Annotated in this window: 22 protein-coding genes; 14 read left to right on the top strand and 8 right to left on the bottom strand. The window is 43.9% G+C overall.

All coding sequences use genetic code 11. The features are described 5' to 3' along the window. The first annotated feature begins 395 nt into the window (after positions 1–395). The 3 genes from CXF61_RS04430 to pncB all read left to right on the top strand — a co-directional run bounded on the left by CXF61_RS04430 (position 396) and on the right by pncB (position 4,814). Positions 396–2,324 (top strand): glycine betaine ABC transporter substrate-binding protein, encoded by a 1,929-nt coding sequence (locus CXF61_RS04430; protein WP_165597305.1) that lies wholly within the window; start codon positions 396–398, stop codon positions 2,322–2,324. 85 nt (positions 2,325–2,409) lie between these two features. Continuing rightward, positions 2,410–3,321: an ATP-binding cassette domain-containing protein gene (locus CXF61_RS04435; protein ID WP_165597306.1), complete on the top strand. Its 912-nt coding sequence runs from the start codon at positions 2,410–2,412 to the stop codon at positions 3,319–3,321. Positions 3,322–3,587: 266 nt separating this feature from the next. Further along, positions 3,588–4,814, top strand: a complete 1,227-nt coding sequence (pncB, locus tag CXF61_RS04440) for a nicotinate phosphoribosyltransferase (protein ID WP_165597307.1) — start codon at positions 3,588–3,590, stop codon at positions 4,812–4,814. A gap of 91 nt (positions 4,815–4,905) precedes the next feature. Here the strand turns inward: pncB and xseB are convergent, their stop codons facing one another. The 3 genes from xseB to CXF61_RS04455 form a co-directional block, all read right to left on the bottom strand. Further along, positions 4,906–5,151: an exodeoxyribonuclease VII small subunit gene (xseB, locus tag CXF61_RS04445; protein ID WP_101205385.1), complete on the bottom strand. Its 246-nt coding sequence runs from the start codon at positions 5,149–5,151 to the stop codon at positions 4,906–4,908. Positions 5,152–5,209: 58 nt separating this feature from the next. Next, complete coding sequence (xseA, locus tag CXF61_RS04450; RefSeq protein WP_165597308.1) at positions 5,210–6,742, bottom strand: exodeoxyribonuclease VII large subunit; 1,533 nt, start codon at positions 6,740–6,742, stop codon at positions 5,210–5,212. A gap of 370 nt (positions 6,743–7,112) precedes the next feature. Beyond that, on the bottom strand, positions 7,113–7,481 hold the full coding sequence (locus CXF61_RS04455) for a hypothetical protein (RefSeq protein WP_165597309.1): 369 nt from the start codon (positions 7,479–7,481) through the stop codon (positions 7,113–7,115). A gap of 301 nt (positions 7,482–7,782) precedes the next feature. Between CXF61_RS04455 and CXF61_RS04460 the strand changes: the two genes are divergently transcribed. The 11 genes from CXF61_RS04460 to purF all read left to right on the top strand — a co-directional run bounded on the left by CXF61_RS04460 (position 7,783) and on the right by purF (position 18,608). After that, positions 7,783–8,433, top strand: coding sequence for an alpha/beta hydrolase (locus CXF61_RS04460; RefSeq protein ID WP_165597310.1), 651 nt, complete (start codon positions 7,783–7,785; stop codon positions 8,431–8,433). A gap of 142 nt (positions 8,434–8,575) precedes the next feature. Then, the gene (gene zapE / locus CXF61_RS04465; RefSeq protein WP_057759500.1) at positions 8,576–9,676 is read left to right on the top strand and encodes a cell division protein ZapE; all 1,101 of its coding nucleotides are present in this window, start codon (positions 8,576–8,578) and stop codon (positions 9,674–9,676) included. A gap of 121 nt (positions 9,677–9,797) precedes the next feature. Further along, complete coding sequence (locus CXF61_RS04470; RefSeq protein WP_134292513.1) at positions 9,798–10,457, top strand: nitroreductase family protein; 660 nt, start codon at positions 9,798–9,800, stop codon at positions 10,455–10,457. Between the two features lie 126 nt (positions 10,458–10,583). Further along, on the top strand, positions 10,584–11,876 hold the full coding sequence (locus CXF61_RS04475; protein WP_165597311.1) for an NAD(P)H-dependent glycerol-3-phosphate dehydrogenase: 1,293 nt from the start codon (positions 10,584–10,586) through the stop codon (positions 11,874–11,876). Positions 11,877–11,933: 57 nt separating this feature from the next. Continuing rightward, positions 11,934–12,392, top strand: coding sequence for a SixA phosphatase family protein (locus CXF61_RS04480; RefSeq protein ID WP_165597312.1), 459 nt, complete (start codon positions 11,934–11,936; stop codon positions 12,390–12,392). 189 nt (positions 12,393–12,581) lie between these two features. Continuing rightward, positions 12,582–13,853 (top strand): type II secretion system protein GspL, encoded by a 1,272-nt coding sequence (gene gspL, locus CXF61_RS04485; RefSeq protein ID WP_165597313.1) that lies wholly within the window; start codon positions 12,582–12,584, stop codon positions 13,851–13,853. 32 nt (positions 13,854–13,885) lie between these two features. Next, positions 13,886–14,455, top strand: a complete 570-nt coding sequence (gene gspM, locus CXF61_RS04490; RefSeq protein WP_165597314.1) for a type II secretion system protein GspM — start codon at positions 13,886–13,888, stop codon at positions 14,453–14,455. Positions 14,456–14,657: 202 nt separating this feature from the next. Beyond that, the gene (locus CXF61_RS04495) at positions 14,658–15,059 is read left to right on the top strand and encodes a DUF4870 family protein (protein ID WP_227526596.1); all 402 of its coding nucleotides are present in this window, start codon (positions 14,658–14,660) and stop codon (positions 15,057–15,059) included. Positions 15,060–15,273: 214 nt separating this feature from the next. Then, complete coding sequence (locus CXF61_RS04500; RefSeq protein ID WP_165597316.1) at positions 15,274–16,308, top strand: quinone-dependent dihydroorotate dehydrogenase; 1,035 nt, start codon at positions 15,274–15,276, stop codon at positions 16,306–16,308. A 30-nt stretch (positions 16,309–16,338) separates the two neighbouring features. Next, entirely contained in the window at positions 16,339–16,836 is a 498-nt protein-coding gene (locus CXF61_RS04505) for a CvpA family protein (protein ID WP_165597317.1), read from the top strand. A gap of 236 nt (positions 16,837–17,072) precedes the next feature. Beyond that, on the top strand, positions 17,073–18,608 hold the full coding sequence (purF, locus tag CXF61_RS04510; protein ID WP_101205374.1) for an amidophosphoribosyltransferase: 1,536 nt from the start codon (positions 17,073–17,075) through the stop codon (positions 18,606–18,608). A 119-nt stretch (positions 18,609–18,727) separates the two neighbouring features. Here the strand turns inward: purF and CXF61_RS04515 are convergent, their stop codons facing one another. The 5 genes from CXF61_RS04515 to secD form a co-directional block, all read right to left on the bottom strand. Continuing rightward, on the bottom strand, positions 18,728–19,087 hold the full coding sequence (locus tag CXF61_RS04515; RefSeq protein ID WP_165597318.1) for an AzlD domain-containing protein: 360 nt from the start codon (positions 19,085–19,087) through the stop codon (positions 18,728–18,730). Beyond that, positions 19,077–19,808: an AzlC family ABC transporter permease gene (locus CXF61_RS04520; protein ID WP_165597319.1), complete on the bottom strand. Its 732-nt coding sequence runs from the start codon at positions 19,806–19,808 to the stop codon at positions 19,077–19,079. Before CXF61_RS04520 ends, CXF61_RS04515 begins: the two co-directional genes overlap by 11 nt. 155 nt (positions 19,809–19,963) lie before the next feature. Next, a complete protein-coding gene (locus CXF61_RS04525; RefSeq protein ID WP_193834180.1) occupies positions 19,964–21,370 on the bottom strand; it encodes an MATE family efflux transporter in 1,407 nt (468 codons plus the stop codon). A gap of 231 nt (positions 21,371–21,601) precedes the next feature. Next, on the bottom strand, positions 21,602–22,864 hold the full coding sequence (secF, locus tag CXF61_RS04530; RefSeq protein ID WP_165597320.1) for a protein translocase subunit SecF: 1,263 nt from the start codon (positions 22,862–22,864) through the stop codon (positions 21,602–21,604). 9 nt (positions 22,865–22,873) lie between these two features. Then, on the bottom strand, positions 22,874–24,751 hold the full coding sequence (gene secD, locus CXF61_RS04535) for a protein translocase subunit SecD (RefSeq protein WP_101205370.1): 1,878 nt from the start codon (positions 24,749–24,751) through the stop codon (positions 22,874–22,876). Positions 24,752–24,866: the final 115 nt, after the last annotated feature.

The raw sequence follows: 24,866 nt of genomic DNA on the forward strand, positions 1-24,866 counted from the left end.
TAACTATTCTTGAAGTAGACGTTTTATAGTAGCTATAGAAAGTAATAGTGACCTTTTTTAATCGATACCATAACCAATAGCACCTACCCAGATAGGTGCTATTTTTTTGTCTAAAATATGAATTTATAAACATGGATTTCTAAAATTAAGAGCGACTTATCTTAAGAGCTTTATCAAAATTATCGTAAATTTATCTAATGCGTTAATCGACAAATAAGCGTTTGTCATCACTTCTATAAATCGCTACACTTTGTAGTAAGTCTAAACAACAGTAGATAGTAGCTGAATGGTCTATGGCTAGCCTTGGTAAACTTGTTATAGCGACGTTCAGCTTTTTTAGCTCTATTGTTTTAATAGTGATTTCATGCCGATACAACATAATAATAGGAAAGAGTATGCGCCAATGGATTGCATTAAGCTTACTGTGGATGAGCGCGATACTACTGCCTGTATCGGCGTCAGCGGCATGTGAATCACCGATCAAATTTGGGGCACTGACATGGGAGAGTGGACAATTTACCTCCAGCGTACTCAGACATATCGTAGAAGATGGGTACGGCTGCACAGTAGAGGAAGTACCAGGAGCAGGGCCTGCACTTGATACAGCGCTCTCACAGAATGACATTCAGGTCATCGGGGAGCAGTGGGTTGGTCGCTCGCCAATCATGGAAAAAGCCATTGAGCAAAATAAAGTAGCCATCATCGGCGATACGCTAAAAGGTGGTGCAACTCAAGGCTGGTACGTCCCGCGATACGTCTTGGAAGAGAATCCAGGACTTCGCAGCTATCAAGATTTGCCTAAATATACTGAGCTATTTAAAGACCCTGAAGATCCTGGTAAATCTCGCTTTATGAACTGCCCCTCTGGTTGGACGTGTGAGATTTTTAACACACGTTTGCTAAAAACCACCGGTCTAGACAGCCTTTTCAACAACGCACATCCTGGTACGGGTGCTGCTCTCGATGCCGAAATTGCCTCTGCTTTTGAACAGCATAAGCCACTGTTGTTTTACTACTGGCAACCCACTGGGCTAATGGCAAAATATGACCTTGCGCCATTAGAGTTTCCAGCTTATGAGGATGCTTGTTGGCAAAATCTGCTGCTCGCTGATGGTAAGATGGATTGCGTGTCAGGATTCCCAGTATCGCCGTTAGGTATTGCCGTTTCTACCCCATTTATCGAATCCAATCCTGAACTAGCAGCTGTCTTTGAAAAGGTGCAATTTACCTCTGATGAGCTAAACGGTGCTATCTTGGAGATGAGCGAAAGTAAACGCACTGGCGATGAGCAAGCCATGGTGTTTTTGCGTGACAACCCAGAGGTTTGGCAAGCATGGTTATCCGATGAGGCTGCTACCAATCTCGCTACCAAGTTAGGTCTTAGCTCAACGGGTGCTATTTCTACAGAAGCAACTGCATCTAGTATCAATGTGTCAGCGCTCGCCTCAAGCTTTCCTTCATGGTCGCTTGAGACCCCACTCAATAATGCTTTAGCAAATTTGGTCCAAAACTATGGTGATGTATTTCGTACTATTAGCACGATGGCGCTTACTTATCTGCTACTACCTATTGAACGATTATTAACGGTTATCCCACCTTGGCTGATTATTGCATTTGTGACTGTGCTTGGCTGGTTCGGTGTCCGTAAGATTTGGTTCGCGCTGGCATGTGGTGCAGGGTTGTTTTTGATTGGTGCTTTTGGCTTATGGGGCGCATTAATTGACACTCTAGCGCTGCTTATCGTATCGGTACTGGTCACGGTGGTGATTGGTATTCCTATTGGTATCGCTATGTCAGGTAGCAAACTGCTACGCAAGACTGTGACGCCAGTGCTAGATATCATGCAGACCATGCCGAGTTTTGTATATCTTATACCAGTGCTGATGTTGTTTGGTATTGGTAAAGTGCCTGCGTTATTCGCGACTGTGATTTATGCACTGCCACCCTTGATTCGTCTGACGACATTGGGGATTACGCAAGTCAATCATGAAATGGTCGAAGCAGGACGATCCTTTGGTAGTACCCACCTACAGCTGCTCCTTTGGATTAAATTGCCACAAGCGTTGCCCAGTATTATGGCAGGTATCAATCAGGCCGTAATGATGTCACTTGCCATGGTGGTATTGGCCTCAATGATTGGTGCTCCTGGGCTTGGTGAAGATGTATTGCAGTCTATCCAAACGCTCAATATCGGTCAGGGTCTACAAGCAGGTACGGCCATCGTTATCGTTGCTATTATCATTGACCGTATCACGCAAGCATTCGGTCAAGGTAAGCGTACCCGTCAAAAAACCATCGAAGCAGGCAGACGTCCGATTGGATAGAAAATTATCTAGTGGTATACGATTGAACCCATGGTAATTGACCGAAGCCCTGATAATAAAAACTACGTGAATAGTGAGAGCACCGATGAATCATATTCAATTAAAAAATATCAGTAAGATTTATAATGCCAATAGCACGCAGGCACAGTCTGCATTGGCATTGCTGGCTGAGGGTATGGATAGCATCAAAGTAAAAGAGCAAACGGGCTATTCAGTTGGTCTTTATGATATCAATCTAGATATCAAGGTAGGCGAGTTGCATTGTATTATGGGGCTATCAGGCTCTGGCAAGTCAACGCTGATACGTCATATTAACCGCTTGATAGATCCAACCAGTGGCGAGATATGGGTAGATACTGTTCTGAATAGAGAACATGCGAGTCATACAATGACTGGTAGGCAATCAGCGACAGCTAATACAAGTACGGTAGTAGAAGAGAGTTCTGCTACGGCTATTAATATTTTAGCGCTCAACGATAAGCAGTTGCAGTATTATCGTCAGCAGACAGTCAGTATGGTTTTTCAGCATTTCGGCTTAGTGCCACACATGACGGTCATACAAAACGTCGCTTATGGGCTGCGTGTCCGAAAAATGAGCGCAAACGAGCGACACGAAACGGCTCGACATTGGCTGAATGAAGTCGGTCTATCCAATTTGGAAAACAGCTACCCTGATGAGCTCTCAGGGGGTATGCAGCAGCGCGTTGGTTTGGCTCGTGCCTTAGCGACGGATAATCCAATTTTGCTAATGGATGAAGCGTTCTCTGCACTTGATCCGCTCATTCGCGCTCAACTGCAAGACCAATTACTCGAATTGCAAGAGCGATTGAACAAAACCATTGTATTTATTACCCATGATATTGATGAAGCTGTCAAAGTAGGTCAGCGTATCAGTATGCTAAATGGTGGTCGACTCATACAAACGGGGACACCAAACGAGTTGCGGCATAATCCTGCTGATGATTATGTGGAGCAGTTTATGAGTGCGAAAGCGTAAGCCGTGTTAACCATCCATGAATAGGTTGTCTGGATAGACTGATACGATGTTTTTATGAATGGTCTGAGTAATTGTTTTATTGGAATTTTACTGTTCTTTTTCGGCAATCAAAAGTGAACTCTGAAATAAATACCAAACTTCGTTATACTGAACGGTTTATCGATGGCTCATAATGAATGAGCGTGTATTGTTTATCGTCCACATATGATGTCGCTTTGTCTATCAAATGACGTTTGTTTCTTATTTTGCACTTTTAAGGCCATAGCATGACTGTTTCTTATGCACCTATTATTACTTCATTGCTTGATAATGATTTGTACAAATTTACGATGTTACAAGCCATGCTGCATCAGTTCCCGCAAACTCATGGTGTTTATCGCTTTCGCTGCCGTAATAACAAAGATGCCGCCTATCCATTGGCTGATATCCAAAAAGATCTAGAGCAGCAACTAGACAGCTTATGCGAATTGCGCTTTTTGCCAGATGAGCTAGAGTACTTACGTAGCTTACGCTTTATTCGCTCAGATTTCGTTGATTATCTAGAATTATTTAAGCTAAAACGCCGCTTCATTACGGTAAGTACAGACGATAAAGGTCGCCTGTTTATCGACATCGAAGGGCCAATGATTCAAGCGATGTTCTTTGAAGTATTTGTACTAGCCATTGTCAATGAGCTGTATTTTAATGCGCTATCTAATGACAGCGTGATTGAAGAAGGACAACGTCGCCTCGATGCAAAAGTAGCGCTATTACATCAGTATGCCGAAGAGCAAACCCAGTACGATCAGGATACACCGCCATTTATCGTCGCTGATTTTGGCACGCGTAGACGTTTTAGTCGACGCTGGCAGGCACATGTAGTGGAGACGCTACATAAAGCCGAGCCAAAGATAGTCGGTGGTACATCTAACGTGTATTTGGCCAAGCAATTAGGGATGACGCCAATAGGCACCATGGCACATGAGTTTATGCAGGCGTTTCAGGCATTAGATGTGCGTCTGCGTGATTCACAAAAAGCCGCACTTGAAGCGTGGGTGCATGAGTATCGTGGCGACTTAGGTATTGCATTGACAGATGTAGTCGGCATGGATGCGTTCTTACGTGATTTCGACTTGTATTTTGCTAAGCTATTCGACGGTCTGCGTCATGATAGTGGCGACCCTTACATCTGGGGCGATAAGGCGATTGCCCATTATGAGAAGTTAAAAATAGATCCAAAAACCAAGATTCTAACTTTTAGCGATGGCTTAAATTTAGAGAAGGCGTGGGAGCTGCATCAATACTTTAAAGGTCGCATCAGAACCAGTTTTGGTATTGGCACCAATCTGACCAATGATATGGGCATTACGCCGATTAATATCGTGCTTAAATTGGTAGAGTGCAATGGTCAGCCAGTCGCCAAGCTGTCTGATAGCCCAGGCAAGACCATGATCAATAACGACACGTATCTTGCCTATCTGCGCCAAGTCTTTGAGGTTGACGAACCAGAGTAAACCGAATGTCAAACTGTTGCGTTGTCAAATGTGCCAAATGAGATTGATGCGCTTGGTTTGGCCAAACAGCTGCTATTTAGTGGCTGTTTTTTTAACTATCAACACTGCTGGTAGATTTTTCTTCGGCAAAGGCCGCATCTAGTGCTTGCTGTACAGCATTGATACGAGTCTCGCAAACGCGATAAGCGGCAATAGATTCTTCGACCGTTGTCATTAGATTATCAATATCAGGCTCATCCTGTTGCTGTAGTTCAGCCGCATTGGTTTTTAAGATATCGTAAGCCGCCTTAAAGGTTTTTGGGGCGGCTTTTTTGCGTCTGCGAGTAGGGGTAGTCATAAAATTTCCTAATTTTTAAAGGTAAGTAGATGAGTAATCTGTAGATATTATTATGTGGTTAAGTTGGAGTGTCTGAGTTTTTCGTCGCTTCTTTATCCATATTGACATCGATAATCTGTGCTTTTGCATTGCCATCTTTTAAAATAATATTGACGGTTTGCTCAGGATACAGTTGGGTACTACTAGTGAGTATTTGCTTGTTTTGAGCATCCGTGAGCATGGTATAGCCCTGCTTGAGCACGCGAGAGGGGCGATGTAATAGCACGATGTCACGTAGATGTTCGCTATCGCGCTGTGCTTGCACAATTTGCTGCTGCGCGTTCTGCATGATCGATTCTTGATGACTTTTGCTATTAGTCGCGGCTTTTGCGAGCTGTTGATGCGCTAAGGTTTGCGTTTTTGTGTATCGCTCAGCCGTCAGTCTGACTGCTTGCTTTACTTGGCGCTGGGCACTTTGTTGAATACTGCGCCATGCATAATCACTGTCTTTTCGTAGAGCGGTCAGTTGCCCAATCGTTTGCGACTGCATTTGGCTTAACTGGCGTGCGGTTTGTTGCTCAGAAGTATTCAATTGGCGCTGAGCCGCTTGCTTGATTTGCGCTTGATATTGTAGCGTCTGAGTGACGAGCTGGGCCAAGTGGCTATGGATAGCAGCAATTACTTTTGAAGGTGTATCAAAACTGGTATGTGCCACTTCATCTAAGATGACTTTGTCACGCTCATGACCGATGCCCACCCAGACAGGGACAGGCTGCTCAGCAACCAGAGCGGCCAACTCATAATCGTTGAGATAAGCCAAATCCCCAACCGCACCGCCGCCGCGAATAATGACCAACAAGTCTGGTAGACGCTGATAAGTATCGTAAAACTGCTGCTGGGCATTAACGATGGCTTGACGGATTTCAGCGGGCGCATGATTGCCCTGAAAAGTCGCATTATGGTAGTGGAAGTGACACGCACCTGTACTGGCTAAGCGATCCGCATCTGCTTGAAAATCACCCAATCCAGCCGCCTTTTCAGGAGCGATGACCAGCACATGCTCGATATCAAAAGGAGCGGGTAGCTGCTGATTAAGATGTAATAGCCCTTCACCTGTTAGGCGGTCAACCATTTCTGCATATTGCCGTGCCAAGTCGCCTAGCGTATAACTAGGGTCGATATCTTCAATCGTGATTGAAAAGCCGTACTGGGCATGGAACCCTGCCGATACTTTGAGGAGTACGGTCAAATCACGCTCAAGCGGCATGCCAGTTGCACGTTCAAACTTAGCTAATACACGAGCAGCTTTAAAGCGCCAGAGATTGCCACGACAACTGGCGACAACCTTGCCATCGTCATCTTTTTCGGCCAGTTCAAAATAGTAATGACCACCTTTGCTCGACAGATTACGAATTTCAGCTTTTACCCAGACACGGTGGTCAAAAGTTTGTTTGATGACCATCTCAACCGCTGACAAATAATCACTTAGGCGTAGGACCGTATCCTCTAGATGGTCTTCCTGCTCAGCGAGTTCCGCTTCCAAGGTAGCCAAATCTTTGGCAGGTGCTAATACTTTGGCCTGTTTAATACTTGAAAGATTGGGTTTGCGCATAATATTAGACCAAAGATAATGAAAATATAAAGACTGACGAGGATGTGCTGAATACGATAGCGGATAGTTTAACTTAAAAAGAAGAGTACAAAAAGCGAAGCCAACAAGCTTTGATTGATATATTATCTATATCGCAGTTTGTTGGCTGTTTAATCAGAGAAAGATTGTATGTCACTTAATGTTAGCGGTTAGATCGTAAACCTGTTTGCGTCTAAAAGAGATTGTCGTGTAGAGAAAATTAGATAGATATTTTTAGCTAGATATAGTCGGTTCAAGATAATTCAGATACAAGGAAGGCAAGTGAAAGTGCTACAAATAATAGACTGAGTGAGCCTGACACTGTATCTAATTTATATGGTATTGACGATATTTATTGGCAACGGAAGTTAATGGTGTATTCGTAATCATCGCTGCGTGACAAATCTGGTGTACCCGTGCCAAATATCGAGCCAACAACAGCACCTACTTGACCAACCATACGGCCAGTACGCTCGTTTAAGATGCCATTATATTTTACATTATCATCAACGATAATCACTTGCTTGCTTCGACAGGTTTTTTGAGCACTGTCGATCGCATTTTGTTGTGCCTTGACCTTGGTATCAGCGATACCGGTTGTCTCATAGATAGAGTTGGCACGCTGGATCACTGGTGAAGAAGGTGTGCTTTGACAGGCGCTCAAAGCAAGTACAGCGGCTAACGTTGCCGTTAAACTGGCAGTTTTATTAAAAGTATTCATAAATAATTCCTGATTTATATAAGCAGAACGTCTTAGCTATAGGCAAAGCTTTATGAATGTAGCTTATCTAGATATTACCTGTCTAGACAGTTATTGTGTGCTGTATTACGGGTATATTGCCGATGAACATTGCCCTAGATATAAATCAATTTAAAACTTCAAGAACAGCAATATTGCAAAACTGTAGCTAACCGTTACTGACAAAAAATAAACAAGTCGCATCCGTACACAGCAAATCACTTGAAATATAAATTGTATCTAGGATAATTGAGCCATTCATTTTTTATTAATAAGTAATACTATGCAATTGATTCCTGCTCCTGCTGGCGTGCTCGAGGTTGACGCACTGTGGCAAAATGACAATCCCAATGATCCAAATACAGACACGGTTGCGCTGCTGTGCCATCCCAATCCGTTGTTTGATGGTACGATGAATAACAAGGTGGTCACCACCATGTATCGCTTTGCCCGTGATAATGGTATGCATGTGGTGCGCTTTAACTTTCGCGGCGTTGGCCAATCGACAGGCGAGCATGATTACGCGGAAGGTGAAGTGGTCGATGCAATGACCGTGCTACAATGGATTGCTGAACAAACCAATGCTCGAAAGCTATGGCTGGGTGGTTTTTCTTTTGGTGGTTATGTCACGGCACGCGTTGCTGAGCAAGTGCTTGAAGCCGCGCATATATGGGGATTGGGTGACTTTGAAGTAACGAAAATTGCCCTGATCGCACCATCAGTCGAAAAAAACGACAGTACTGATATTAGTTTGCCTGCGGATAGAACTTTTGAGATTTATGGTAATGCGGATGAAGTAATTGAACCTGATAATATGCAGGCATTTGCAGACCGATTAGGCATTGAAGTCAGCGTGGTCGATGGCGCGGGTCATTTCTTCCATGGTCGCTTATCAGAGCTCAAAGGCTTATTAGACAAGCATAGCTTTGGGTAGGATAGCTAATTTATTTGCTACCTAGCTCAGCTTGATAGCTTCTGCTTTGATATGGTTTAGCATGGCTTGCTTGGCAGCACCAGCATTATGCTAAATTATCCTACTATTTTGATATTTATTTAATCCAACGATGAGTCGTATTATGAGTTTATCTCCATTGCAACGTTACGAGAAAGCCGTCAGTACAGATGAGTTTACTCGGGATGAGCAGCAATTTCAGGCCATGAGCTATCTTGATGAGATATACCATCAGCTCATTAATAGTGCTCCGCAAAAAAAAGGTTTTTTTGGCTTTTTAAAATCCAAGCCAGTCGCGCCAACGGGTCTTTATATGTGGGGCGGTGTCGGCCGCGGCAAAACATGGATGATGGACATGTTTTATGACTCGTTGACCATCGAGCGCAAGATGCGTCTGCATTTCCATCATTTTATGCAGCGTGTCCATAGAGAGCTTAACAAACTACAAGGTGAGAGCGATCCGTTAGAGAAAGTCGCTGATATTATTTATAAAGAAGCGGTTATCATCTGTTTTGACGAGTTTTTTGTTTCTAATGTCTCTGATGCCATGATATTGGGCGATTTGTTCACTATGCTGTTCAACCGCGGCATTACTTTGGTTGCCACCTCAAACATTGAGCCAGCTGGACTGTATAAAGATGGCTTACATCGTGACCGTTTTATGCCTGCCATTGCGGAAGTTGAGCGTCATACGACGGTAATGAATATTGACTCGGGAATTGATTATCGTCTGCGCGTATTGCAACAAGCTGAGTTATACGAAGCGCCGCTTACTAAGGCGAACTATCATTGGTTAGCCAACCGTTTTGCGAGCTTGTCGAATAATCAGAAAATCAGTAAAGAGCCCATTACTATCAATGGACGAGAAGTAAAAATCAACGCTTGTACCGAAGATATCCTATTCTGTGACTTCCGTCATCTCTGTATGGCGCCGCGATCAGCCGCTGATTTTATTGAGCTTGCCAAACGATTTAGTACTGTTTTAGTTGACTCCGTGCCAGCGCTAGATGACGACTTGCGTGATCCAACGCGCCGTTTCATTTATCTCGTCGATGAATTTTATGATCGCCGTGTAAAACTATTGGTACGGGCAGAGCAGCCGATTCTAGACTTGTACCAAGGAGAAAAATTGGCGTTTGAGATTGAACGTACTCGCTCACGTCTGCTTGAGATGCAGTCAGAGGACTATCTACGCATGGACCACCGAGTCGAAGATGTTGCGTAGTTTATCGCTGAGTTGAGACTGCCTATGTGTAGCTCTCAACTGCTCTATAGCGGTTAAAAAATAAGAAAGTGATATTATAAATAATAAGTAGTGATAGATAATAATAAATAAGGATAAAACAATGACTACATCTGATAATGAAAGCCAAGAAATAGAAGACAAAAAACTGTCCGTGAAGAACGTAGCAGCGAATGATATCTCATCTACCAGTGACGAGCTGATAGGTTGGATCAATTCAAGACGCAGTATGGGCAATCTAGATGAGCCAGCACCAACGCGTGCGCAGATTGAATCTGCCATTGAATGTGCGGCAACTGCGCCAGATCATAAAAAATTGCGTCCGTGGCGCTTCATCGTGACGCAAGGTAAGGCACGCCATGAATTAGGCCGTGCCTTGCTCGAAGCTGCCCAAGCAAAAGCGCTACAAGATGGCGAAGAGTTGTCTGAAAAGACCATCACTAAAACTAAAAATATGCCGCTGCGAGCGCCGCTGATCATAACGGCTGTGACTCAAATGCAAGAACACAAAAAAGTGCCACCTTTTGAGCAGATGCTCAGTGCGGGTGCTGCTGTACAAAATCTAATCTTGGCATTAAAAGCTCAAGGATTTAGTACGGTTTGGCGCACTGGGCTGCTATGTAATGAGCCTGCGGTAAAAGCGTATTTCGGTGTAGGCGCAGATGATTATGTGACCGCTTTTGTTTATACTGGCACAAGCCCCAAGGATGAGTCCAAACGCAAACCTATTGATATCGAATCGCTAGTTCGCTTCGAGTCGTAATGTAGCTCAGTACTGTCTATTAATAAGATTATAATTTCACAAAGTTGTAATTTAAAGATAATGAGGCCAGTAGCTGAGCACGATAGATTCTATTGATAATACGTCAGTCAACACGGATAAAAGAACATGACAAGCCCTAACAATAGTAATAAAAACAACAGCAGTGCTAATAATGAAACGGACAAAGAGTCGTCTGAAAAGCAGAACGGTATGCTTGCAGGTATTTTTGAGCGGGCAACCAAGTCAAGTCTCGGCCGTAAAAAGTCAAATCCTAGTCCTGTTGAATCAGCTGTGGCAAAGGATATGGCTGACATTCATAGTAATCCAACCAAGCTGCGTTTGGCGTTTTTAGGTGGTGGTAGCTTTGGTACGGCAATGGCAAATTTAGCTGCACGTAATGGCTGTGATACCACGCTGTGGGTACGTAATAAGCGTACGGTAAAAGCGATGGCGAAAACACAGACCAATAAAAAGTATCTACCAGGCTATAAGCTTGATGATCGACTGAAATACAGCCATGATTTGGCGGCAAGCGTCAAAGACAAAGACATTATTTTTATTGCTGTGCCAGGTTTGGCCTTTCGTGAAACGCTAAAAAACATCGCGCCTTTTATCAGCGGTCAGTCTATTGTATCGTTGACTAAAGGTATGGAAAAAGACACCTTTGCGATGATGAGTGATATCATCAAAGAAGTGTTGCCAGAAGTGAACTTTGGCGTTATGTCAGGGCCGAACCTCGCTATAGAAATCATGAAAAATATGCCGTCTGCTACGGTTATCGCAAGTGAGTCGGAACCGTTGCGTCATGCCGTGCAAGCAGCATTGCACAGTGCTTTCTTTAGAGTATTTGCTAGTGATGATATACGCGGCGTCGAGCTTGGCGGCGCGCTAAAAAACATCTACGCAATTGCCATGGGTATGGCGGCAGCTTATGAAGTAGGTGAGAATACGAAGGCGATGATTCTTACTCGTGCTTTGGCAGAAATGAGTCGTTTTGGTGTTGAAGAAGGCGCCAATCCGCTCACTTTCTTGGGCTTATCTGGCGTAGGCGATTTATATGCTACTTGTAGCTCAGAGCTAAGTCGTAACTATCGTATCGGTAATATGCTCGGTCGTGGTATGAGCATTGATGCCGCGGTCAAAAAGCTTGGCCAAACTGCTGAAGGGGTAAATACCATTCAGCAAGTACATGAAAAGGCGACCAAAGCGGGTATCTATATGCCAATTACCCATGCGCTCTATGCGGTCATTTATGAGGACAAGGCTGCTTTAGGCGTTGCGCTACATCTGATGGAAGCTGGGTTCCGTAGCGATGTTGAGTTTGTCATGGCGCATGATCATAGCAATGCTGCGCTTACGGCTCATATGAAAACCTCGGGCAGTAATACCAAAAGCAAAGATGGCGATGCTGATAAGTAAGACACACCATTAAAAATCAGTATTAAGAAAGTCGAACTCAGCGCTCCAAGGAAGGTTATGAAAATTATATTAGTACGTCATGGTCAAGCAGAAGACGAGACACGTCCAGATAGCGCACGTCAGCTGACGGACTTTGGTCAGCAGCAGGCAGCACAAACGGCAGAATATGTGACCACTCACTATAGCCCAGATCGTTTTGTGGTCAGCCCTTATACGAGAGCGCGGCAGACATTATCTGCGTTCCAGTCGCGAGCGCCGCAAGTCGCCTCATCTGTGCAGGACAATATCACGCCCTCTGATGATGCGCGCCAAGCTCTGATAGATATTGCCAATATTGAAGCTGAGTGTTTGGTCGTTGTTTGTCATATGTCGATCGTCGCCTATATCGCGGGATTGCTTACAGGCGATTATCCAGAGTCGTTCTCTCTAGCGGAAGCCAGAGTGTTTGATATGGAATTTGTGATGACTGGCATGGCAACGGAAGTTGATCGTTTTGTTCCTGATCAGCCTTATTAGACTAGACTTCTAATATCTTGCTTATATGTAACTTGTTAGAGCATAGTTGATTGAATATAACGGATTTGAAATGGTATTTGCGAGAAGCATGCCAGTTATTAATCGTATAAAATCATCCATTTCTTTCAAAAACCGCATCAATCCTTAACGATATTTTGATAACCGCAGCAATAATTGAGGACACGTTTAGTGTTACATGTTTGGTTACGAGCGCAGCATAGCCCGCTAGCTGTTTGGCACGAAGATGTACAGCAATGGCAAATGGTTGACGGTTGGCAACAGCTGCAAACAATCTATGGTAACTATAAGTCCAATAGCCAAAAGGCACTTTGTCTATATTTTCCCTCAAGTCATGCATTGCAAGTGGACACGGCGCTCAATGCTGCTCAGCTTAAACAGCTGGGTAATAGCGGCAAGCAGTACTTATTTGAAGAAACGTCATTAACGCCTATTGAGCAATTGAACATCCGTCAATTGAGCCATGCTGATACGACGCAACTGTATGCACTGGCACAAAACGATATTGAGTCGTGGCAACAAAGCGCGCAGCTAGCCGGTATGAATATAGTAGCGTTACTGCCAGATTTTTTATTGTTGCCACCGCCAGAAGAGGGCGCAGGTCAACAAGTAATCCTTTATCAAGATTCGCAGACTATGCTGCTGCGCCAATCATTGCGTCAGGGTATGGCCGTCAGCTATTTGCCGTTAATGTTTGAGCGTTTCCCGCATTTAAGTGAGGTAATGGTGTTGCCTTCTATTGAGGCAGCTATTGACGTATCGCTTGACTCGCTAGATTCCTCATCGACGCTAGAGTTAGTGGCGCAAACTAAAACGTTGATCGCTGATCATCAGCTATTGCTGACGACCCTACCTACAGTACCTAAGCCAATTGACAGTCCCGAACGTCACGCGCTTAATTTCTTTATGAAATCTACTGACTCACAATTATCACCATACCTACGGGTGGCGATGATGGTTGCGCTATCAGCGTTAGTACTGCAAATGGCAACCGATGGTGTGCAGTGGTACAAGTATAATGAAGCGACCGCAGCAACCAAGACTGCAATTGCGGCACAGTATCAATCTTGGTTCGCCGATGAGCCACTGAGTACGCGCACCAAACTGCAAGTACAGCTGCAACCAAAACTGCGTAGTGATAGCCAAGCGCCTGCATCACATATGGCCGCACTGTCGCGCATATCACCATTGATTAAACAGTCCTCATTGCATGCACAGTCACTGGTCATGCAGCCATCAGCGCTCAGTTTCACCTTGATTGCCCCAGATCGCGGTAGTCTTGATAAATTTACGAGTACACTGGTAGCACAAGGCTTAAATGCCAAACTTGCGCAAGTGAATAGTAATGAGCAAGGTCAGTTTAGTGGTCAAGTCACCGTCAATGTGGTAGAAAACAATATTGTAGAAAGCAGCGACATGGCAAATAATGCGGCAGCGTCGTAACTCATCAAGGTATTGGTAATAAAGGTCAAAACATGAAACGATTACAACGCCGTACCAAACGTAATGCAGCTGTCTCTGCAACCAGTACTAAGGCTCATGTATTCTCAGAGCGTATGAATAATTATCAAAATATACTCACGACGCGTTGGCAAGCATTACCTCCACGTGATCAGCTAGCATTAGCTATATTGTCTATATTTTTACTGTTGTTTATAGGCGGCTATGGTGGCTATAGCGTTCATCAAGCAGCGAGCGATAGTAAAAACGACTATCAGGAGCAAGTGGCGGATTATTTTTGGTTGCGTGCTCAAGCAGGTAATATTGATAATAGTGCATTGAATTCTGGGAATAACGCTACTGGAGAGGCTGATATGCCACCCGCTAGTCGTATCAATGCGCTGCTCAATAACTCAGGTATAGCAGGTGCTCAAGTGGTTGCGACTGGCGATGCAGTGCAATTAAGCTTTACGCATCCTAGTCAAGCGGTTGTCAGCACTGCACTGGGTAAGCTTGAACAGCAAGGTTGGCAATTTACACAGCTATCTATGCAGCAAGACCTGACCAATAAATCTATTCAGGTACAAGCAACGGTTACTTCTTAAAACGTGTCAGACTGTGATAGCAATTTTAGATACTTATAACACTGTGTGTCTAGTATTCGACACTCAAACCTCGACAGCAAAATAATGCTTTATCATTGGTATCATTGAAAAGCCATTTATCCGGCTCCATTAAATAGTTAATCATATGACTATTGAATAAAAATATTACCAGTAAGGAAAACCTCACATAATGCGGGACAGTATGAGCAACGATAAGCGCCGTTCGTTAATTACTTATAACCACATCACTTATTTCTTATATGTGATCAGCTACTTTACTGCGGGTTTACTGTGGATTGTGCCGATTGTCATGAATTATGCCAAGCGCCATGATGCTAATGGGTCATGGTTAGCCACGCATTTCGATTGGCAAATCAAGACCTTTTGGTACAGTATCGTTTGGTTCGTCATTGGCATTATTTTGATTACCTTCGCACTAGGCGGCTTTGGCGTTAGCGTATTGGCGGATAGTGGCAATATCGCTATTGGCTCAATATTATTAGCTGGTCTTGGTTTACTGATTATGACCTTCACCTTTATCTGGCATTTATATCGCATTATACGTGGTTGGATTGCGTTAACTGATGGACGTCCAGTACCGTAGACGTTTAATAGTACCTTTGTGCTATGTCTTTAGCTTAGAAAGCGGCAGCTTATCGTTATGTAGCAGAGACTCATCAGTATTGGTTACTGCTTAAATGTAGAAATTTAGCGACTGAAACTTTGCTCTTATTTCTGTTAAGCTGATATAATCGCTGCGCCCGATTTCATTCGCATTTTTTATTCACTATTTCTTCCAAGCAGGGTCTGCCATCACTATGTCTTATGCCTTACTTCGTCCTTTTTTGTTTAATATGGATCCTGAACACGCTCATGAGATGACACTATCTTTATTGGATAAGGCGCATAAAGCGCGTGTTTTAGGCTTGGCGTATGGTCAGTCAATGCAACCAACAGACTGTATGGGTTTGCAGTTTTCTAATCCAGTTGGTCTGGCAGCAGGCTTGGATAAAAACGGCGATTATATTGACGCGCTGGCTGAGCTAGGGTTTGGTTTTATAGAAGTAGGAACCGTCACGCCAAGACCGCAAGTAGGCAACGACAAGCCAAGGCTGTTTAGAATCAAGCAAGCAGACGCGATTATCAATCGTATGGGCTTTAACAATGAAGGCGTTGATTATCTAATCGACAATGTTAAACGCTGTAAATATAAAGGCAATATTGGTATTAATGTTGGTAAAAATGCCGCTACGCCGGTAGAGCAAGCCGCCGATGATTACGTGTATTGCTTAGAGCGTGTGTATCCGCATGCCTCATACATCACGGTCAACATCTCATCGCCAAACACCAAAAACTTACGTGATTTGCAAAGTGGTGAAGCACTGACTCAGTTAATGGATACGATTAAAAACCGTCACAGTCAGTTAGCTACTGAATATGGTTTTTATGTCCCATTAGTGCTTAAGGTTGCTCCAGATTTAGAGCCATTACAAGTTGATTATATCTCGCAGCAATTAATAGACTTTGAGATTGATGGTTTGATTGCGACCAATACAACACTAAGCCGTGTAGGTGTCGAAGACTTGCGTGATGGCGACCAAATGGGCGGCTTATCTGGTCGTCCTGTGAGTCATATTAGTACTCAGATTTTGCAACAGTTCTCTGATCAGTTAGATGGTAAAGTCGCTTTGATAGGCGTGGGTGGTATCGATAGTGGTGCCAAAGCCGTCAAAAAAATCGAAGCAGGCGCAGACATGGTACAGCTCTATACGGGGCTTATTTATCGTGGTCCTGGGCTAGTGCAGTCTTGCATTCAGGCAATCGGTGGCTATTACGATGCCATGGAAAGTTAATCCACTAAATAAGGTAATAAGGCGTAAAGCATGAGTGGTTTAGATATTGTGATTGCTATCGTTGTCTTGATTGGCTTATGGCGCGGCTTTCAAGTAGGACTGATTAAAACAGCAATAGGCTTGGTAGGTTGGTTTATCGCCCTTATCGCTGCTACTAGGCTGGCAGGAGTAGTGTCGCCCCAATTAACGGGTATCGTGCAAAACCCTGTGTTACAGATGGCAATGGCCTTTTTATTGGTAGTGATTGCCATATTGGCAATCATGCATCTGATGGCTTTTGTATTCTCAGGCGTGCTCAAAACCTTACGTTTGGGCGTCTTGGACAAAATGGCAGGCGGCGTACTGGGTGCTGCCAAAAACGTACTAATGGTCTTGGTTGTATTGAGCGTCAGTGCGCCATTGCTAGTGCAGATGCCGCAGTGGCAAACCTCCGTACTAGCGCCAGAGCTAATGCCATATGCACCGATGGGCAAGGCGTTGGTATCAGATATATTAGGCATGGCTTGGGATCAGGTCAATCAGTCGTAATTGTTTAATTGCCTATTATTTTATCTGACTGTCTATTATTTTACTTCTTTTTATACTTCTAAATTTTTGCACGTGTCACTGATAATCAAACATAGATTATCGAAAAATCTCGTTAAGTTTCTTACAATATCATCAGGTTAGCGGCGTGCGACAGTGAATGATTTTAGCAAGATACTGTCGTTAAGTTTGCCGTTATTGTCGTACTAATGTATGAGTCAAAATAGGATATAGCTATTATGTGTGGAGTCATTGGAGTTGCAGCTCACGAACCAGTCAATCAGATTCTTTATGACGGTTTGACGATGCTACAGCATCGCGGGCAAGATGCAGCAGGTATTGTCACTTTGCAAGATGGGCGACTCTATCTACGTAAAGAAAATGGCATGGTACGTGACGTATTTATGAATCGTCATATGATGAAACTGGTTGGTAAGTTTGGTATCGGTCACGTTCGTTACCCGACAGCTGGTACTTCTAGCAGCGCTGAAGCTCAGCCATTTTATGTCAATTCACCTTATGGTATTACCCTTGCGCACAATGGTAACTTGACCAATGCTGAGAGTTTGGCCAAATCTTTGTACATCGAAGATCGACGCCACCTTAATACTGACTCAGATTCTGAAGTACTGTTAAACGTACTGGCACATGAGATGCAGAATCTAGGCAAAACGCATCCAACGGCTGATGATATCTTTGAAGCAGTAAAAGCTGTATATAAACGCTGTGAAGGCGCTTATGGCGTGGTCGCTCTGATCACGGGTCATGGCTTACTTGCATTCCGCGATCCAAATGGTATCCGTCCACTTATCTTTGGTAAACGTATGGCACCGAATGGCGGCACTGAGTATATGGTTGCCTCTGAATCAGTTGCATTGACAGGTTCTGGCTTTACTATCGTTCGTGATGTAAAACCAGGCGAAGCGATTTTTATCGATTTAAACCATAAGCTGCATACGCATCAATGCGTCGAGCAAAAAGAATACACGCCTTGTATCTTTGAATATGTGTACTTTGCTCGTCCAGATTCGATTATGGACAATATCTCAGTTTATAAATCACGCCTACGCATGGGTGAAAAACTGGCAGATAAAATCCTTGCTGAATGGGGTGAGGATCATGATATCGACGTGGTCATTCCAATTCCGGATACGTCACGTACTTCAGCGATGGAGCTGGCGTTAAAAATGAACGTTAAGTACCGTGAAGGGTTCATGAAAAACCGTTACATCGGTCGTACGTTTATTATGCCAGGTCAGCAGCAGCGTAAAAAATCAGTTCGCCAAAAGCTGAGCGCTGTGCCACTAGAGTTCAAAGGCAAAAATGTACTGTTGGTTGATGATTCTATCGTTCGTGGTACGACCTGTCATGAAATCATTCAAATGGCACGAGATGCTGGTGCTAACAAGGTGTTTTTTGCCAGCGCTGCGCCACCGGTGAAATTTCCAAACGTATATGGCATTGATATGCCAGTACGTAGCGAGCTTATTGCTTCGGGCAATAGTGTTGAAGAAGTGCGTGATATCATCGGCGCAGATCGTTTGATCTTCCAAGATTTGGATGATTTGATCGACGCAGTAAAAGATACCAAACATAGCCGAGTGGAAGGTTTTGATTGTGCGGTATTTAACGGCTGCTACATCACTGGTCAGATCAATGAAGCGTATCTTGATCACTTGCAAGAGCAGCGTAATGATACTGCCAAAACTGGTAAAAAAGGCGTACAAATAGTGGCTGATACCCCAGTTGATATGATGGGTGTAGAAGAACTTTAAGTAGTATTGAAGTCATTATTTTCAGATAACAAAAAGCTAGATTCTATTTAGAATCTAGCTTTTTTATGTTTAAGGTATAGCTAAGAGTACTGACGTTTATATAAATGGTCAAAACAGTTTTAGCCTAGAAAACTGCTAAATAACCAAAACAGACCATTGATTGCTGCTATACCAACAACCATACTTACCAAAAGCTGACGGCTGATATGATAAATAAATAATACCAAAATAAGTGCGCCGATTTGTGCCATTAATAGATGTAATTCAGTGTCGCTTAAAGTAACAGTCGTCGATATGTCTTGATAGGAAAGGCTAGTCAAAATTAGCAGCACCATCACTGATAATGGCAAGCTCTCATTTAACCGATGTAGCCAAGGTGTGTCTAGTAGCTTTCTAGGTATCAGCGCGGGTAGCGCACGAGTGATAAAGGTCACTGCTGCCATGGCCAGCGTAGCAAAAATAAGATAACTACTGGTCATAATGTTCTCCAGTCTTTTGACGCTCTATCCAAAACCCACGTACCAAAATCATAAACATACAGATAGTGATGGCTACTAGTAACAACCAGTCACTGGTAAATAGCGAGGCAATGATTAAGCCAAGCACGGCAATACCAATCGGGAAGTAGCGTTTGATACTTTGAAACTGCTCATAAGCAAGAATCGCAAACAGACAAACCAACGCAAAATCTAAATTTGGCACCAAATCACTGAGCGTACTACCAATCATTACGCCAACCGTACTCGCGAGCACCCACCAGCTTTGGTTAAATAGGCTGATAGGAAGTATCAGCGCTCGTCGCGACTCATTTGGTAAGCTGGTCATGATCGAAAAAGTCTCGTCGGTCAAAGCAAACAGACAATACGTCTTGGCCAGCTTATTTTTCGGTAAATACTGTAATAACGGCATACCATAGAATACATGACGTAGATTAATCGCGGCAATATTGGTGGCGATATTACCAATCGGTAGACCAGCGCTCAGCATTGGTAGACAAGCGTATTGAGCTGCACCAGCATAGAGAACGATACTGAGCATAATCGTTGCCCATATCGGGATACCTGCTACCTGTGCGAGTACACCAAAGGCAATACCGGCAGGCAGATATCCCATAGCAACTGGCAAGCTTTTTTTAAAGCCCTCAGCCCAGTGGTAGCGGTTTGCATGTTGATGGCTTAATTCATTTGAATGAGTATTCACATGACATCCTAAATTTTTCTTATGATATTTTTATAAATCTATCGATATAAAAATTATTGATTCAAACGGTATTGCTGCAAAATTAAAAAGTAAAAAACGAGCTTAATAAAAACGTTCTATCGAAAATTGATAGAGCAAATATAATATAAAATTAACTAAGCTTCAGGTTGTAGTTTCTCATAACTGCCAGTCTGATTAGCACAGTACAAAAACCCGCCTAGGATGACTAGTCTCAATAATAATAGACACCACACGCTAAGCCAAATACCAGTCATATCCCATTGTTGATAGAGCAGCCAGCTTAACGGGAAGAAAATAGCAGCCAGTATCAGCGCTGCATTGCGGATCACGCTACCAGCCGTTAAACCAAAAAATATCCCATCTAGCCAATAGGCACCAACGCCGACAAGAGGCAATAATACAGCATATAAATGGTAGTCATAGGCGAGGGCAAACACTGACTCAATGTTAGTCATAAATCCCAAATACGTAGGCATTGCAAGCCACCAAATGGCGCTCAACATGATAGCAAGGCCATAACTAACCACGCCTGTACGCTTTATGATAATACGAAAACGTGGCCAATCACGTCGCCCTGCAGCTTGTCCACTTAGCGTTTCAGCAGAGACAGCGACGCCGTCCAGAGCGAAGGCAGATATACTTAATACTTGCAATAAAATAGCATTGGCAGCCAATATGACATCACCGCTTTGAGCAGAAAGTCGAGTAATCCAAGCAAAGCTTAGCGTTAAGATAAGAGTACGTACAAAGATATCTTTGTTTAAAGAAAATAGCCTAAGCATTTTTTCTTTCGTAAAATACTGTCGATCCGCTTTGAATAATGCTGTCCATGATATTTTTAAATGTTGGCGGCTCAACCACAATGCCATCAGTATTCCAAACCAAAATGCGATAGTCGTTCCCAGTGCGACACCAGCCAATCCCATTTGCATTGCAAATACAAAAAACAGAGTCAGTACGATATTAAGTACAGCAATAAAGCTTTGCTGATACAGCATGTAACGGGTCTTGCCTTGTCCTGCAAACCAACCGATAAATGCAAAGTTCATCAGCTCCGCAATCACGCCCCAAAAGCGTACGTCTAAATAGGTTTTCGCCGCGCGTCCACTCTCAGGATTGGCTGATAGTGCTTGTAAGCCAAAATCAATCAGCCATGGCTTTGCCAGTAGCAATATCGCTCCGATCACAAATGCTAATAACAAAGCACGCTGCAAAATAGACAGCAAAGGTGTGGGCACTGTTACGGCTGATGCATTGCTAGTATTATTCGCCAGTTGTCCCAATGCCTGCGCAGCAAGCCCAGATGATGCATACTGCAAAAAGTTAAAGCTAACAAGCAATAGCGACAGCAGTTGTATGGCCAAACCCATACCAGCAAGTTTCGCTGTGTCATTCATGTTGCCTACAATGGCCGTATCAATAACGCTCTGCAATGGCATAGCCAAATTGGCTAGCAGTACAGGCAGCGCAATCGCGACAATACGTTTATAGCTTGTATCAATAGGTGGCATCGCGTGAGAAGTTGCTGAATTAGCTGACATGGGTGACTCGTTTATACGTGAACGATAAAGAGGTATATTCGTTAAATGGTAATAGAATTGTAAGGCAGTACATTTAATATAAGAGACAAAATAGCTATAAAGACAAAAGCACCTAGACTCATTATTCATGAGTCAGGTGCTCTTATTTAAACGTTGTAGCTGTACAATCAGTAATTATATAAAGTGTGATAACACGCTAGTTCAACGTATCAATCCATCTAATATACCTTACTAGACGTTGTCTTGCTCAAACATTTTTGGATCATTGAAAGTAACGATTTCTTCTTCAAACTCTGGTTTTACTTTTACGATAAAGTCATCACGCGACAGACCCATGCGCAGCGGAATCGAGCTGGCAATATAAGTCGATGAGTAAGTACCCGCAAGCAAACCAATAAACAGAGCTACTGAGAACCAGTACAATCCATCACCGCCCAAGAAGAGCATAGCTAGTACGACCAACAAAACAGTTGAGATGGTCATAATCGTACGGCGTAGTGTCTCGGTCAATGACAAATCAATCGTCTGTTCTGGTGTAATTCCGCGAACACGGCGGAAGTTTTCACGGATACGGTCATAGACAACAATCGTATCGTTCAATGAATAACCAATCAATGCCAATACCGCAGCCAATACCGTCAGGTCAAATGGGAAGCCAAACAATGCAAATACACCGATGGTTACGACAGCATCATGAAATAGTGACAGTACGGCACCTAGAGACAGTTTGAACTGGAAGCGTAAGGCAACATAGCCAAGCATGCATACCAGTGCCAATACCAATGCCATGACTGAGTTTAGATAAACCTCATTACCAACTTGGCTACCGATGATATTAACGTTGCTAATCGTAGCGGTGTTGCCAGGTAGGGCCAATGCTTGCGTCAGATTTGCGCTTAGCCCATCGACGTTATCAGACTGAGGAGGCAAACGTACCAATAGCTCTTCACGCGTACCTAAGTACTGTACAACCGCATCATCGAAACCATTGTCTGCCAGCGCTTGTACAACAGCAACTTGCTCAACAGGCTGCTCATAACGGACATCAGCAGAGACACCACCAGTAAAGTCTAGTCCTAAGTTCAGACCATTTACCGCGATAGCAATGATACTACCGATCACCATAAATAAAGACAGTAGTGCCATCGGCTTTTCTATCTTCATAAATGGAATGATACGCTGGTTACCAACCGCTTTGATGCCACCTTCAGCAACAGCTGCGGCATCATCAGCGGCGTCACCTGATATTACGTCAGAATCAACAGCGGTAGACAGCGCTTGACTGTCTTTGGTATTTTGACCTTTACCGCCGCGACGACTAGGGCTTTTGCCTGACTTTGCGGTAGTAGGGTTATTGGTTTTAGTATTGCTACCTTTACCATCACGACGCGGTTTGTTACGGCGACGCGTACTTGCATTGGTCGTGTCACCGTTTGAGCCATTTCGATCAGGATTATTCTGCTGTTCTAAAGGGTTGTTATTATCGATCGCCATAATATTCTCCTAACCGATGCTCAGACTTTTGATGGATTTACGCTTACCATAAGCAATTTGTACCAGTGCACGTGTCACCAAAATTGCAGTGAATAGTGAGCTGACAATACCAATAGCTAGCGTAATCGCAAAGCCTTTAATCGGACCAGTACCAATCGCAAATAGGATAAACGCGACCAATAAGGTTGTAATGTTGGCATCAAAAATACTACTAAATGCCCGATCAAAACCTGCCACGATGGCTGATTTTGGCCGTACGCCATTGGCAATCTCTTCTCGTATTCGCTCAAAAATCAGTACGTTGGCATCAACGGCCATACCGATGGTCAAAACGATACCTGCGATACCAGGTAGGGTAAGTGATGAACCCAAAATTGACATAATGGCAATGATAATAATAACGTTAACGGCTAGCGCAACGTTGGCAATCACACCAAACAAGCGATAGAAGATAATCATAAACGCGAAGACTAGTAGATAGCCGACCTGCGTAGAGAATAACCCTTTATCAATGTTTTCTTGACCAAGTGAAGGACCAATAGTGCGCTCTTCTACGAAGTACATCGGTGCAGCAAGTGCGCCTGAACGTAACAGTAGGGCAAGCTCAGCTGCTTCAGCACTACTATCTAGACCAGTAATACGGAATGATGAACCCAGTACCGCTTGAATGTTGGCGCGGTTGATGACCTTTGTTTCAGCGTAAGGTGTGCGTACTTCAGTTGTCTCACCGGTTGCTGGATCTTCTTCGTAAGTGATTCTCTGTTTGTTTTCAATGAACAATACAGCCATCTGTTGACCAACAGCTGTACGTGTGGCGTTCTGCATGAGCTTGCCGCCAGCACTGTCCAAGGTAATACTTACTTCAGGTAAACCACTTTCATCCAAGCCAGTTTGCGCGTTGGTTACTTTGTCCCCAGTGACGATCGCTTGACGATCTAACAATACAGGAGGACCATCAAGAGTTTCGAATGGGAATGCTTCTGTGCCTGCTGGAGGTATGCCGCCAGTATAGGTATCAGCATCTTCTGCTACCATACGGAACTCAAGGTTTGCAGTACGACCAAGTACACGTTTCGCTTCAGCAGTATCTTGTACACCAGGTAGCTCAACGACGATACGGCTAGCACCTTGCGACTGTACCAAAGCTTCGGTAACACCCAGCTCAGCAATACGGTTACGTAGAGTCGTTAAGTTCTGGTTGACCGCGTAGCTATTGATTTCGTCAAGTGTCGCATCGTTATACGATAAGACCAATGCAGGACCTTGATCATCAATAGAAGACTGCAAGTTAAACGTATTGCTCATTGAGCCTTGTAATACGTTCTGGGCACGGTTACGGGTATCAGTATCAGCAAAATGCAATACCACGCCGCGATCTTCGGTTTTGATACCTTTGATTGCTACTCGCTCAGCACGTAGCTCACGTCGCATATCACGACTGGCACTGGTCAAACGCTGTTCAAGCGCCTTGTCCATATCGACTTCGAGTACAAAGCGTACACCACCACGTAAATCGAGACCAAGCTTCATCGGTCTTGCACCGATATCGCGTAGCCACTGCGGGGTCGTCTGTGCTAGGTTAAGGGCAACAACATAGTCTTCGCCCAAGTTTTGACGTAGCACTTCTTGCGCTTTTAGCTGATCGACTGGGTTGTTGAGGCGTACCAGCGCGCTGTTGCCCTCAAACGTACCATCGTGGTTATCTAGACCTGCCTCTTCGAGTAAGCTTTGAGACTCGGTTAAGATGCCTTCAGATAGCTGAGTTCCTGCGGCTGCGCTCGTAATCTGCACAGCAGGTTCGTCAGGGTAAAGGTTGGGGGCAGCATATAGACCGGCAACGAGTAGCACGACGGCAATTAGTAAGTATTTCCAAGCGGGATATTGCATAATCACTTCTTTAAGTTGATAAACGACTGGCGACGTAGGCCACAAGTTAGCAGATGGGAAGTTAGCGATAGCAACGGTCGAGTGCTATGTTCAGCAGCCGTCATCATGCACCATT

The sequence above is a fragment of the Psychrobacter sp. 4Dc genome (assembly GCF_002836715.1).
Lineage (GTDB): Bacteria > Pseudomonadota > Gammaproteobacteria > Pseudomonadales > Moraxellaceae > Psychrobacter.